Source organism: Microbacterium sp. AK031, from assembly GCF_024807145.1.
Classification (GTDB): Bacteria; Actinomycetota; Actinomycetes; order Actinomycetales; family Microbacteriaceae; genus Microbacterium.
Window position 1 is genome coordinate 136,251 of the sequence record NZ_JANUCA010000002.1, and the last position, 13,475, is coordinate 149,725.

13 protein-coding genes are annotated in these 13,475 nt (G+C 66.8%); 3 read left to right on the forward strand and 10 right to left on the reverse strand.

The features are described from left to right. The first annotated feature begins 28 nt into the window (after window positions 1-28). On the forward strand, window positions 29-1,102 hold the full coding sequence (locus HDC95_RS05955; RefSeq protein ID WP_259062369.1) for a low specificity L-threonine aldolase: 1,074 nt from the start codon (window positions 29-31) through the stop codon (window positions 1,100-1,102). Between the two features lie 58 nt (window positions 1,103-1,160). Here HDC95_RS05955 and HDC95_RS05960 read toward each other — a convergent pair whose 3' ends face one another. The 8 genes from HDC95_RS05960 to HDC95_RS05995 form a co-directional block, all read right to left on the reverse strand. Next, the gene (locus HDC95_RS05960) at window positions 1,161-2,537 is read right to left on the reverse strand and encodes an MFS transporter (RefSeq protein WP_259062370.1); all 1,377 of its coding nucleotides are present in this window, start codon (window positions 2,535-2,537) and stop codon (window positions 1,161-1,163) included. Between the two features lie 154 nt (window positions 2,538-2,691). Then, on the reverse strand, window positions 2,692-3,462 hold the full coding sequence (locus HDC95_RS05965) for an SDR family NAD(P)-dependent oxidoreductase (RefSeq protein ID WP_259062371.1): 771 nt from the start codon (window positions 3,460-3,462) through the stop codon (window positions 2,692-2,694). 31 nt (window positions 3,463-3,493) lie between these two features. Next, complete coding sequence (locus HDC95_RS05970; protein WP_259062372.1) at window positions 3,494-4,462, reverse strand: 3-hydroxyacyl-CoA dehydrogenase family protein; 969 nt, start codon at window positions 4,460-4,462, stop codon at window positions 3,494-3,496. A gap of 49 nt (window positions 4,463-4,511) precedes the next feature. Next, window positions 4,512-5,507, reverse strand: coding sequence for a sugar phosphate isomerase/epimerase family protein (locus HDC95_RS05975; RefSeq protein WP_310503233.1), 996 nt, complete (start codon window positions 5,505-5,507; stop codon window positions 4,512-4,514). Between the two features lie 76 nt (window positions 5,508-5,583). Further along, window positions 5,584-6,306: a GntR family transcriptional regulator gene (locus HDC95_RS05980; protein WP_259062373.1), complete on the reverse strand. Its 723-nt coding sequence runs from the start codon at window positions 6,304-6,306 to the stop codon at window positions 5,584-5,586. 81 nt (window positions 6,307-6,387) lie between these two features. Beyond that, window positions 6,388-6,843, reverse strand: a complete 456-nt coding sequence (locus HDC95_RS05985; protein ID WP_259062375.1) for a ribose-5-phosphate isomerase — start codon at window positions 6,841-6,843, stop codon at window positions 6,388-6,390. 1 nt (window position 6,844) lies between these two features. Then, window positions 6,845-8,566 carry a dihydroxyacetone kinase family protein gene (locus tag HDC95_RS05990; protein WP_259062376.1) on the reverse strand — a complete coding sequence of 574 codons (1,722 nt, stop codon included), beginning with the start codon at window positions 8,564-8,566 and terminating at the stop codon, window positions 6,845-6,847. Between the two features lie 112 nt (window positions 8,567-8,678). After that, complete coding sequence (locus tag HDC95_RS05995) at window positions 8,679-9,278, reverse strand: NUDIX hydrolase family protein (RefSeq protein WP_259062377.1); 600 nt, start codon at window positions 9,276-9,278, stop codon at window positions 8,679-8,681. A 112-nt stretch (window positions 9,279-9,390) separates the two neighbouring features. Here HDC95_RS05995 and HDC95_RS06000 point away from each other — a divergent pair, with 112 nt between their 5' ends. Beyond that, on the forward strand, window positions 9,391-10,044 hold the full coding sequence (locus HDC95_RS06000; protein ID WP_259062378.1) for an alpha/beta hydrolase: 654 nt from the start codon (window positions 9,391-9,393) through the stop codon (window positions 10,042-10,044). On the opposite strand, the gene HDC95_RS06005 is transcribed toward HDC95_RS06000, so the two are convergent. Further along, window positions 10,033-10,236, reverse strand: coding sequence for a hypothetical protein (locus tag HDC95_RS06005; RefSeq protein ID WP_259062379.1), 204 nt, complete (start codon window positions 10,234-10,236; stop codon window positions 10,033-10,035). The genes HDC95_RS06000 and HDC95_RS06005 overlap by 12 nt on opposite strands. A gap of 70 nt (window positions 10,237-10,306) precedes the next feature. Continuing rightward, entirely contained in the window at window positions 10,307-11,569 is a 1,263-nt protein-coding gene (locus HDC95_RS06010; protein WP_259062380.1) for an endonuclease/exonuclease/phosphatase family protein, read from the reverse strand. 279 nt (window positions 11,570-11,848) lie between these two features. Here HDC95_RS06010 and HDC95_RS06015 point away from each other — a divergent pair, with 279 nt between their 5' ends. Continuing rightward, entirely contained in the window at window positions 11,849-13,444 is a 1,596-nt protein-coding gene (locus HDC95_RS06015) for an ABC-F family ATP-binding cassette domain-containing protein (protein WP_259062834.1), read from the forward strand. Window positions 13,445-13,475 lie beyond the last annotated feature (31 nt).

The following is a 13,475-nucleotide window of genomic DNA, read 5'->3' on the forward strand; positions in this document are numbered from 1 at the left end:
CGACCGACATCCGACATAGGCTGGTGCGGTGAGCACACTGCATGACCCCGCGATCCGGGGATTCGCGTCGGACAACTACTCCGGCATCCACCCCGAGATCCTCGCGGCGATCGCCGCAGCGAACGACGGCCACCAGATCGCCTACGGAGAAGACGCATACAGCGAGCGCCTGCAGGAGGTCTTCCGCGACCACCTCGGCGACGGCGTCGAGGCGTTCCCGGTCTTCAACGGCACCGGCGCGAATGTCGTCGGCCTGCAGTCGATGCTTCCGCGCTGGGGCGCCGTGATCACTGCATCCACCGCCCACATCAACGTCGACGAGGGCGGCGCTCCCGAGCGGATCGGCGGAATGAAGCTGCTCACGGTGCCGACGGACGACGGCAAGCTCACCCCTGAGCTCGTCGACAGCGAAGCATGGGGCTGGGGCGACGAGCACCGTGCACAGCCGCTCGTCGTGTCGATCACGCAGTCCACCGAGCTCGGCACGCTCTACACCGTCGACGAGATCCGCGCTCTCGCGGACCACGCGCACGGCCACGGCATGCGCCTGCACATGGACGGCGCTCGCATCTCCAACGCCGCCGCCGCCCTCGACGTGCCGCTGCGCGAATTCACCCGTGACGCCGGCGTCGATGTGCTCAGCTTCGGCGGCACCAAGAACGGCGCGATGCTGGGCGAGGCGATCGTCGTGCTGAACCCCGAAGCATCCTCCGGTCTGATCTACGGCCGCAAGTACAACATGCAGCTCTCATCCAAGATGCGCTTCGTCTCCGCGCAGCTCATCGCGCTGCTCGAGGGCGACCTGTGGCTGCGCAACGCCCGTCACTCGAACGCGATGGCGGCACGGCTGCGCTCCGGTATCGAGGCAGGACTCACTGAAGGCTCCATCCGCGGCGTCGAGTTCGCTCAGCCGACGCAGTCGAACGGCGTCTTCGCGACGCTTCCCGACGGCGTCGCCGACCGGCTGCGCGAGTCGTTCCGCTTCTATGACTGGGATGCTGCGCGCAACGAGGTGCGCTGGATGTGCAGCTTCGACACCCAGGAGGCCGATGTGGACGCCTTCATCGCGGAGCTGGGGCGCCTGACCACGCAGCACCGGTGAACACGAATGCGGTGCGCACCGTTGCCGGTGCGCACCGCATTCCTCGAAGCAGGGAAGGTCAGTGTCCCGGCGTCGCTGCCTTGTCATCGAGGAGGGCGTCCGCCTTCGCGCTGAAGAAGCGGGTCGCCCACATCATGGCGGCGGCGAGGAATGCGAACACGCCGAGCGACACCACACCCCAGGCGCCGCTCTCGGTCGGCACCGCCTCGTTGAAGCCGGTGCGCATGATGGGTGCCACGAAGCCGCCCAGGTTTCCGAGCGAGTTGATCAGGCCGATGCCGGCGGCCGCCGCCGCCCCGGTGAGGAACGAGGTCGGGAACGACCAGGTGATCGGCCCAGCGGCGAGGAATGCGGAGACCGCGATCGTGATCGCGAGCAGACCGATCAGGCCCTGACCGTTCGCTCCGGCCCACGCCGAGACGAGGATCGCGACGCCGGTGATGACGAAGAACGACGCGCCCCACTCCCGGCGACGCTTGATCGTGTCGGCATGCTTGCCTGCGTAGTAGCAGGCGAACAGACCCACTGCCCACGGGATGGCCGAGACGAGACCGACCTGCCAGCCGACGTCCTGTCCGATCAGGCCGGAGACCTGCTGCGGCAGGTAGAAGGTTGTGCCGTAGACGGCGATCTGCAGGCAGAAGTAGATGATGGTGAAGTACCAGACCTTCCAGTTCACCATCGCGGCGCCGATGCCCCGCGGACCGTCGGTCTCCTTGACAGCATCCTCGTGCTCCATCACGACTCGCAGCGCGTGCTTCTCGTCATCCGAGAGGAACTTCGCCTTCTGCGGAGAGTCCACGAGGAAGTAGAACGCCGCGATGCCGGCGACGACGGCCAGCATGCCCTCGACGAAGAACATCACCTGCCATCCGGCCCATGGCGTGACCTCCTCGCCGAAGCTGATCAGCCCGCCCGACAGCGGTGCGCCCAGCATCTGCGAGAAGGGCTGCGCCAGGTAGAACAGCGCGAACATCTGCACGCGTCGCTTGTTGGGGAACCACTGCGACAGGAACATGATCACGCCGGGGAAGAGCCCGGCCTCTGTCACACCCAGCAGGAATCGCAGGATGATGAACATGGTCTCGCCGTTGACGAAAGCGAACGCCGCGGCGACGATGCCCCAGGTGATCGCGATGCGCGCCAGCCAGAACCTGGCACCGAACCTGTTCAGAAGCAGGTTCGACGGGATCTCGAATATCGCGTAGCCGATGAAGAAGATGCCGGCGCCGAGCGCGTAGGCACCGGCAGAGATACCTCGGTCGGTCTCCAACGCCGCTTCCGCGAAACCGACATTCGTGCGGTCGAGGAACGCGACGAAGTACAGGATGATGAGCATCGGCATCAGGCGGAACGTCGCCTTCTTGATGCCACTGGCGAGATGCGGACTCGCCAGCAGGGACGGCGCCGTGGCGCCGGGTACGGTTTCAGACACGAATGAACTCTCCTTTGAGCGAGGTTCTAGGTGGGAGGGCGTCAGCTGCCCAGCGCGGGAATGATCATGAAGAGGCCGGCGGCCACGCAGATCACTCCGAGCACGAGGAAGGCGATGCGGCCTTTGGACCAGGGACGGGTCATGGTGAGACCTTTCAGTGCATGTAGAGGCCGCCGTCGACGTTCAGGGTCTGCCCCGTCACGAAGCCGGCATCCTCGCTGATGAGATAGGCGACGGCTGCAGCGATGTCGGTCGGTGTGCCGATGCGCGACAGGACACCGTCGGCCGCCATCGCCGTCTTGCGCTCCTCGGTGAGGGTGCCGCCCATGATGTCGGTGTCGATGGGTCCTGGAGAGATGACATTCGCGGTCACGCCCAGCGGGCCGAGCTCGCGGGCGATCGAGCGCATCAGGCCGATCACGCCGGCCTTCGACGCCGAGTACGGAGTCTTGGAGAACGTGCCGCCACCGCGCTGCGCCGACACGGAGGAGATGCCGACGATTCGACCGACGCCGTTGCCTGCGAGTGTGCGTGCCACTCGCTGAGTGATCCAGTGCACGCCGTCGAGGTTGATCGACTCGACGCGGTGCCATTCCTCGGGCGTGACCTCGAGGTACGGCACCGGTGAGGACACACCGGCGAAGTTCACCACTGCGACGATCTGCGGAAGCTGCGCCTCGAGCGCGTCGACTGCCGCGACGGCCTGCTCACGATCGGCGACGTTCGCGCCGACGCCGACGGCACGCACCCCATGAGCCTCTGCGAGCTCAGCCGCCGTCTGCGCCGCCGCTTCGCCGTCGACGTCGATGATTCCGACGTTCCAGCCCAGCTCGGCGAGATGGAACGCCGTGGCGCGGCCGATTCCGCGCGGACTCGCGGCACCGGTCAGGATGACGGTTCGTTCGGTGGGGAATGTCCTGGACAACACTGCTCCTCTCAGTTCGAGGGGTGGATGGTCAGTTCGAGGGGTGGATGGGTGCGGGGCCGAGCTCATCCATGAGCTTCTTGATCGCGACGTACGCCTTGTTGCGGTACGCGATGAGCTCGGGCGTCCGCTCAGCGGGAACGTCGAGGAATCCGGCGCCGGACTTGGTGCCGAGCTTTCCTGCCGAGACCAGGTCGGAGAGCGCCTTCGGAGTGGCGAAGCGCTCGGGGAACTCGGTCTGCAGCGATGCGTAGCAGAAGGAGTACACGTCGAGTCCTGCCATGTCCGCAATCGCGAACGGGCCGAACACCGGCAGGCGGAACCCGAAGGTCGTGCGCACGATCGTGTCGATGTCCTCCGGCGTGGCGACGCCCTCCTCCACGAGCTGGGTCGCCTCGTGGAACAGCGCGTACTGCAGACGGTTGAGCACGAAGCCGGTCGCGTCCTTGACACGAGCGGTCTCCTTGCCCGTGGCCGCCACGATCGCTTCGACGACAGGCAGGATGGCCTCGTCAGTCGCAGCGTGCGGGATCAGCTCGACGCCGGGGATGAACGGCGCTGGGTTGGAGAAGTGCACGCCGAGGAAGCGCTCGGGGTTCACGACCGCCTCCGCGAGCTTGCCGATCAGGATGGTCGAGGTGTTGCTGCCGATGATCGCTCCCGGCGCGGCCGCCTCGGAGATGCGCCGAAGCGTGGCGTGCTTGATCTCGATCTTCTCCGGTACGGCCTCTTCGATGAATGAGGCACCGGCGACGGCATCCTCGATCGTGGCCGCCGTCACGCGCCCCGCGATGATCTCTGCAGCGCCCGCGGGGAACAGATCATCCGCGACGAACTGCTCGGCCTCCGCGATGAGTCGGTCGCGGTTCTGCTTCGCGATCTCGATGTCGACGTCCGCGATGCGCACTTCTGCGCCGGACATCGCGAGGCACTGAGCGATGCCGCCGCCCATGTATCCGCTGCCGATGACGGCGTAGATCGGGCGTTCCTGATTGGTCATTATCGTCTCCTGGGTCGAATTTCGGATGCGTCGAGTTGCAGGATGCAGATCAGGCGCGTGCGGGCTCTGGCAGCAGCGTGCGAAGGTAGTCGCGGTTGGTCGCGCAGACGCCGAGGCTGTCGCCGCCGTACTGCTCCATGAGGAACGGGCCCTTGAAGCCGAGCTCGACGGCCCGAGCCACCATGTCGCGGTAGTTGATGAGCCCGAGCTCCATGCTGGTCGGCACGGCGGTCTGCCAGCTGCCGTCGCCGGCCTCATCACGGATGTAGTTCTTCACGTGCCAGTAGTTCGCGTACGGAAGCGTCTTCTCGTGCATTTCGCGCCAGTCCTCGATCGGACGGTGCAGGCGCACCAGGTTGCCGATGTCGGGGTTGAGCCCCACGTTGTCCAGCCCGATCTCCTCGATCAGCCGGACGGCGCTGTCCGCGGTGCCGAGGTACGTGTCCTCGTACATCTCCAGAGCCATCGGCAGACCGACGGATGCCGCGTGCTCACCGAGCTCGCGCAGACGAGTGACGGCCAATGCCCGCGTCTCCGCGTCATCGGGGTCGACGGTGCCCTGCGCGGTCCAGAACCACAGCGCCTTGCGCTGGGCAGGGGTGAACGGCTGGTGGAGGCCGGTCGAGAACACCTGCATGCCCAACTCGGCCGCAGCGTCGATCGCCCGGTGCGCGTAGGCGAGGTTCTGTTCTCCCTTGCCCGGCTCGATGACGCTCTGGCGCTGCACGTGCACCGAGACGAGCTGCACCTGGTGGGATGCCGCGATGGACTTGAGCTCATCGCGCCGCTCGGGGGTGAGCTCGGAGGGGCGGATGTGACTGTCCGCGATCTCGATCGCGGTGAAGCCGAGTCGTGACACCCGACGGAACACCCCGTCCCAGGTCTCTGCCGATGCATCGTGCAGGGGCGTGCCGTCTGCGGTGACGGGAGAGAACCCGTGCATGCAGACGGCGATGGGCCAGTTATCGCTGGTGAGGGGGTGCGGCGTTGCGGTCATGACGACTCCGTTGACGTATCCGTACTCGAAAAGTGATCGAATCTTCATAGATCCTATAGGAAATAGGAGAAGCGTCAAGGCGCGAGATCGTGGTGCGACCCCGAGGCCGGCTCGCGGAACGGAATCAGCTGCGTTCGAGATCCAGCGAACGCGAGCGCACCTGTTCGATGTGGCGGCGCATCTGACGTTCCGGTGCATCCTGATCGCCGCTCGCGAAGGCGTCGACGATCGCCTCGTGCTCGGCGATCGCCTCCCGCACATCCGTTACGCCGTGCAGCACCGACTGCCGCATGCGGTGCAGCTGTGCGCCGAGCGATTCGGACATGTCGTCCAGATAGCTGTTGCCGCAGTGGCGGAAGACCACACGGTGGAAATCGGCATCCGCCGTGAAGTACGCCGTGGTGAGCTCGACCGCAGGGGAACCCGCACCCATCCCGGTGATCACGCGCTCACCTGCGACGCGGTGGGCCTCCTCTGCCGCCCGCAGCTCGTCCAGCATCAGCGCTGCCGCCGGTGTCGCCAGCTTCGCGGCAGTCGATTCGAGCATGATGCGTGCCTCGAACAGTTCGGCGAGCTGGGCTGCGTCGAGCGGCGGAGCGACGCGGTAGCCCTTGAGCGCCTCGCGGGTGACGAGACCGGTGCGCTCGAGCAGCACCATCGCCTCGCGCACTGGCGTCGGTGAGACATCGAGCTGACGGGCGATCGTGTCGATGGATAGGCGTGCGCCCGGCGAGGCATCGCCGCTCAGCAGCAGCTGCAGGATGCGGTCGTACACGTGATCGCGCAGGCCGCGGCGCTCGATCGTCGCGTGCAGACCGGACAGCCGGCTCTCGGATTCCATCGTCATGCTTGATTCTCCCTCGCCGACGGCCGTTCACGCACCCGACAGTGCGACTTCATCGAGAATGTCACGAACCGCCGGCGCCATTCAGGAGCCTTCGTAGGCGCAGATCTCCTGCACCTTCTCGGCAGAGGCGCTGGTCGGGTCGAAGGTGTAGGTCAGCCATTCGGATGCGAGGCGCCGTGCCAGCTCGATGCCGATGACCCGCTGGCCCATGCAGAGCACCTGCGCGTCATTGGACAGTACTGAGCGCTCGACGCTGAACGAGTCGTGTGCGGTGACGGCGCGGATGCCGCTGACCTTGTTCGCCGCGATCGCCACACCGAGCCCGGTGCCGCAGATCAGGATCGCGCGATCGGCATCGCCGGCGGCGACCTTCTCAGCCGCGTTCGTCGCGATCCTCGGGTAGTTGGTGTGCCCGTCCGCGTCGACGCCGACGTCCACGACGGACTCGACGAGCGGGTTGGCGAGCAGATCCGCCTTGATGCGTTCCTTGTAGTCGTAGCCCGCGTCGTCCGAGCCGATAACCAGTCGAAGTGCCATGTCAGTCATTCCCCTTCAGGATGTCGAGAACCGTGTATGCGATGAGTGCGAACGAGACCGCACCCGGGTCGGGAGTGCCGATGCTCTTGTCGCCGTGCGAGCGGGCACGGCCGAGCTTGGCGGTGAGGTCTGCCGTGTCCTTGGCCGCCTGATCGGCCGCACCGGCGGCATCGGCCCATGCACTGATGAGGTCGGCACCCGAGTCCACGAGGTCAGCGAGGCGATCGGCAAATGGAACGATCGCGTCGATCATGGTCTTGTCGCCCACCTTGGCCTTGCCGAAGGACATCACGGCATCCTTCATGGCGGTGACTCCGGCCGCGGTTCGCGCCGCGTCGACGTCGTCGTCATCGCCCAGCGTGGCGCCGAGCGCGACGAGCATCTCGCCCCAGATGGCGCCGGATGTTCCGCCGCCCTTGTCGGCCCAGGCGTCGCCGGCCTGCTGCAGCGCCGTGCGAGCGCCCGCCCCTTCGGCCGCGACGGCGGATGCCGCGGCTGCGGCTGCACGGCTTCCGCGCTGCATTCCGATGCCGTGGTCGCCGTCACCGGCAATGCGGTCGATTCGTCCGAGTTCGTCCGCCTCGGCATCCAGCATCGCGGCCATCGCGTTCAGCGCGCGTTCGATCGTCGCTGCCGCACGGCGGGAACCGTCACTCGCCGGCCCGATCACGATGTCTTCTTCGACGGCCTCGACCGTGTCGACCGCAACGCGTCCCTCGACGGCTCCGCGTCGGAATGCCGCGGTGTCGCACGACGCGTGCCAGAGTGGCTCGAGCTCATCGTCGAGCCACAGCAGTGTGAGCGAGACGCCCGCCATGTCGAAACTCGTGCAGAACTCCCCCACCTCTGGCGAGACGACGACGATCCCGGCCTCGACCAGCAGCCGATCGATCTCGGCGTACACGACATAGAGCTCTTCGTACTTGACGCTGCCGAGTCCGTTCAAGATCGGGACGACACGCGCGCCCTTCTGCTCCACGCCCTCAGGGATCTCCTCCAGGAGCGACGACACGAACAGTGCGGCCAGACCGGCCGCCGTCGGCACGTCGACTTCATCGATGCCTGGCTCTCCGTGGATTCCGAGACCGACGGCCATCCGCCCCTCCGGCACTGTGAAGAGCGGCTCGTCGGCGCCGGGCAGGGTGCAGCCCCCGAAGGCCACCCCGAGCGTCCGCGTGTGCGCATTGGCCAGCGATGCCAGCCTCTCGACATCATCGAGATCGAGGCCGGCCTCGGCTGCGGCGCCTGCGACTTTGAACACGACGAGGTCGCCGGCGATGCCGCGGCGCTTGTCGATCTCGCTCGCCGGTGCGCTGGAGATGTCGTCGGTCACCACGACGGTGCGGCAGTCGATCCCCGCGGCGCGCATGCGCTCCTGCGCCTGCGTGAAGTGCAGCACGTCTCCGGCGTAGTTTCCGTAGCTCAGCAGAACGCCGCGCCCCTCATGGGCTGCGGTGGCGACGCTGTGCACCTGGTGCGCAGACGGAGAGGCGAAGAGGTTCCCCATCGCTGCTCCGTGCGCCAGCCCCGGACCCACCAGACCGGCGAACGCCGGGTAGTGCCCGCTCCCGCCGCCGATCACCACCGACACCGTCGGCTCAGCACCGCGTGTGGAACGGACGACGCCTCCGGTCACCGGACGCACCCAATGACCCGATGCCGCAGCGAAGCCGACTGCGGACTCTGCGGCGAAGTCATCCGGATCATTGAACAATCGCGTCATTGCGGTCTCCTATAGGCGAAAAGGGGCACACGTGCGACCCACGATGCCAATCCTATAGGAAATTGGATCAAAGAGAAGAAGGGGCTTCTGCGATCAGCACCCTCCGGAGCCGTCAGCGCAGCAGGCCGAGATTCGCCAGCGCCATCCTGATCAGAGTGCCGCGGCCGCCCTCCATCTCGGCGGATACGGCATCCGACGCCGCCTCCTCGGGAGAGAACCACGTGATCTCCAACGCGTCCTGGCGCGGCTCACATGTGCCGGTGACCGGCACGACGAACGCGAGCGAGACGGCATGCTGCCGATCATCGTGATACGCGCTGACGCCGGGGAGCGGAAAGTACTCGGCCACGGTGAACGGCAGCGGCTGCAACGGCAGAAGCGGGAAGGCCATCGGTCCGAGGTCGTTCTCTATGTGCCGGAACAGCGCGTCGCGCACGGTCTCGCCGTAACGCACCCGACCCGACACGATCGTGCGTGTCATCTCACCGAGCGGCGTGGACCGCAGCAGGATGCCGAGTTCGGTGACCAGCCCTGACCCGTCTGCGCGAACGGGGATCGCTTCGACATACAGCATCGGCAGCCGTCGCCTCGCCTCTGCGAGCTCGAACTCACTCAACCATGCGGGATTGTTCGCGTCGGCCGGTAGCTCGCTGAACCGGGAGAGGTCGTCGTCGCCCCCCTCGGGGTCAGGATCAGGTGTGCGCACCGACATGCCTCATTTCTACCAGTGTCTGCGCCGGAACAGTGTCTGTGCCGGAACAGTGTCTGTGCCGGAACAGTGTCTGTGCCGGAACAGTGTCTGCGGCGGCTGGCAGGATGGATGTGTGAGCGAGGAAATCAGAATCGACGCCGCCGCAACGCGCTGGGCGCCCGAAGCGCGCACCGGCCTGCCGCTGCTCGTGCTGCTGCACGGGTACGGCGCCGATGAGCACGATCTGTTCGGGCTCGCGCCGTTCCTTCCCGATGACATCGCCGTCGCCTCTGTCGCGGCTCCCCTGGCGCCACCATGGCCCCTGCCCGGCAGGTCTTGGTACGCGATCGATGGGCTGAACGGACGAGATCCGGATGCCGTGACCTTCGCCGCGCGTGCGCTTCTGCGGTGGCTCGACGAGGCCGCAGGCGATGCGCCGACCGTGGCGCTGCTCGGGTTCTCGCAGGGCGCCGCTGTCGCGCTGCAGGCGCTGCGGCTCGAACCCGCGCGCTTCGATGCCGTGGTCGCGCTGAGCGGCTACGCCTCCCCGGGCGACCTGCCAGAAGACACCGTGCTCCGAGAGGCACGCCCCAGAGTGTTCTGGGGCCGCGGCACGAACGACGACGTGATCCCCGCTGCGTTGATCGCCCATACCGCCGGGTGGCTGCCCGATCACTCCGAGCTGACCGGACGCGTCTACCCGGGGCTCACCCACAGCATCTCTGAGGACGAGCTGGCGGACGTGCGCGTCTTCCTCGAGAAGTGGCGCGACGCCTCAGCGGGCTGAATCGGATTCGCCGGTCGAGTCGGCGTCGTCATCATGATCGGCATCTGCGCCTTCCTCCTCGGACGACGTGCGTCGTCCTGCCATCCCGAACGCGACGGCGAATGCCACTCCGATCGCGATGCCGAGGGCGATGCCGACGCCCCAGCTCATCCGCTGTCGCGCCTCGTGGCCGCTCATCCGGTCGTCAGCCATGACTCCACGCTAGCGAGCGCGGGCCCTCACAACACCCCCGTGCGGCGGACGCGATGCTCCGCGGTACGCCTCAGTGCTTCTTGCCACCGCCCGGAACGTCGACGTCCACCCAGACGAGGCGGTGGTCGCTGGAGGGGAACGGGTAGACGCCGGTCAGGCGCGAGAGCGGGTCATCCGACGCCGGCCAGAAGACGCCGGATCCGACGATCTTGATCTGGCGACTGGGCAGCACGTAATCGACGCGGATGTTCCCCGGCGGCTCCGAGAAGTCCGCGGTGTCCTGCGCCGGATCGCCCACATGCTCGAGGTTGATGCCGCCCTGCAGTTCGGACGCTTCGATGGCGCCCGTGCTGGTCGGCACGGAGGCGGTGTTGATGCGCGGGCTCTCGAGCAGCTGCTGGCTCGCGCCGCCGGTGGAGTCGGCGTCATTAGGGTCTGCGTTCTGATCGCCGGCGATCACGAACAGTTCGTTGCGCCCGAGGCCGCCCTCGTTGCCCTGGTCATCGACGATGTACGACCCGGCCTTGCCTCCTGCGATGTAGTCGGCCCAGAGGCGGATCTCGTCGTGGTTGCGTCGGCCGTTGCGGTCTTCTGCACCGTCGAAGGTGGGCGGGGTCGGGTGAGAGACGAGGAAGTGCACGGTCTTGTTCTTCGACACCTCGATCGGCACGTCCCAATGCGACTTGCTCGAGAGCGGGAACCGGGCGAGCTCCTCCGGCGAATAGAAGTCGGCGAGCTCCGCGGTCGCGGGGTCGTCGGGCAGAAGCGCGCCGGGCATGTCCGCCCAGAGGAGGTTCTGGAACGTGCGAATGGCGTCCTGATCGATCGGATACTTCGAATAGATCGCCATGCCGTACTGACCGGGGAAGAGTCCGAAGCCCCACGCGTCGTCTCCACCGGAGATCGCTCCGTCGTTGTTCAGGTCGAATCCGCTGGGAACGCCGGTGTTGACCGGTGCGGAGTACCGATAGGCGTACTCGACGGGCTCTGCGTCACCGTGCGGCGCCGACAGGTAGTTGTCCTGGAACAGCCGCAGTGAGTCGCCTTCTGCGTCGTAGTCGAACTCGTTGATCAGAAGCACGTCGGGGTTCGTGCGCTGGATGATCTCGGCGACGGCATCCGCCTGCGCGTTGCCAGGGGTGGAGAGATCGGCGACGAGCGCACCTTCGGCGCCGCGATTGAGCGATGCGTTGAAGGTGGCGAACCGCAGATCCGACTGGCCGCGCGCCTCCTGCGGAGGTGCGGCGACGGCCGGAGCTGCGGTCGAGACGGCGGCACCGACGACCAATAAGGCCGCGAGAGCTGCAGCACGGGCGCGGCGATGCGTGTTCATGCAGGCCACGCTAGCTCGCAACGGTGACGCCGAGAAGACTGATCGATTAACGGATGACGACTGCGACACGCCCGGGGCTTGCGCGGAGCGACACGCCCGGGTATCGTCGTCACGTCCTGTCCGCCGTGTTTGGAAGTTCATTGATCTGATCCGTCGCCTCCGCGCTCTTCTTTCCGCGCGCTGACACGGATCCTTCCTACCGGTTTCGCCTCCGCCTTTCGGCGTCGAGCAGCGACCCGTGTCAGTGCATCCGCACACTCTCGGGAGACACCCATGTCAATGCAGACCACTCGCGCGTCGGTCACTCTTGATCACCTCACCTTCACCTGGCCGGATGGTCAGGCGGCACTCGACGGCGTCACGGGCTCGTTCGGCTCCGGCCGCACCGGCCTCGTCGGACGCAACGGCTCCGGCAAGTCGACGCTGCTGCGCCTCATCGCCGGAGAGCTCAGGACGACGTCCGGCACGATCCACACCACCGGAGACGTCGCCTACCTTCCTCAGCGGCTGACGCTCGACGTCGATCGCCGCGTCGCCGAGCTGCTCGGGGTCGCAGAAGCGCTGGATGCTGTGCGCGCCATCGCGGCGGGCGACGTCGATTCTGTACATTTCGACGCCGTTGGCGACGACTGGGACATCGAAGCGCGAGCGGAGGTGTCGCTGGCCGAGGCCGGGCTCGATCCTTCGTTCCTCGACCGCAACGTCGGCGAGCTGTCCGGTGGTGAGGCGGTGCTCGTCGCGATCGCCGGCATCCGCCTGCGTCGAGCGCCGATCACGCTCCTCGATGAGCCGACCAACAACCTCGACCGTGACGCGAGAGGACGCCTCGCGGACATGGTGCGGTCTTGGAAGGGCACGCTCGTCGTGGTCAGTCACGACGTTTCGCTGCTCGAGCTGATGGACGATACCGCGGAGCTCTATGCGCACACGCTGAGCGTGTTCGGCGGTCCGTACTCCGAATGGCGTGCGTGGCTGGACGGTGAGCAGGATGCTGCGCGCCAGGCCGAGCGCGACGCCAAGCAGTCGTTGAAGAAGGAGAAGAGGCAGCGCATCGAGGCAGAGACCAAGCTGGCGGGCAGAGCTCGTGTGGCGAACAAGGCGTTCGTCGAGAAGCGGGTTCCGAAGATCATCGCGAACGGCCGGAAGATGGCGGCTCAGGTCTCGGCCGGGAGGCTGCGCACCGAGGTCGCGGAGAAGGAGAGCGAGGCGCGGGCTGCGCTCGACGAGGCCGGACGGCGGGTGCGCGGCGACGCCTCGATGAAGATCGACCTGCCGGATCCTGATGTGTCGAGCACGCGCCGCATCGCCACGATCGGCGTCGAGGAGCGTTCCTGGGTGATCCAGGGACCCGAGCGAGTTGCGCTGATCGGGCGCAACGGCGTCGGCAAGACGTCACTGTTGGAGCGACTGGTGGACGGCGAAGCGGATGGGACGCCCTCCGTGAGCGGCCACACCGATCGCATCGGGTATCTGCCGCAGCGCATCGACGGGCTGGACGAATCGCGCTCAGTGCTTGAGAACATCGCTGAGGGCGCCCCAGCCAGCCCCGAGAAGGAACTGCGCAACAGGCTCGCACGGTTCCTCATCCGCGGCGACACAACCGATCGCGCTGTGAGCACGTTGTCGGGCGGCGAGCGCTTCCGCGTCGCGCTGGCGAAGCTGCTGCTCGCGGATCAGGCACCGCATCTCGTGGTGCTGGACGAGCCGACGAACAATCTCGATCTCGACACGGTCGACCAGCTGGTCGAGGCACTGCGTGCGTACCGCGGCGCCGTGCTCGTGGTGAGCCACGATGATGCGTTCCTGGCTCGGCTCGAGCTGGATCTGACATTGGAGATCGATGAGGAGGGCCGGATCAAGGAAGTGGTGAGGTGACTCGGAACGCCGACGGCGCCAGAGCATGAGC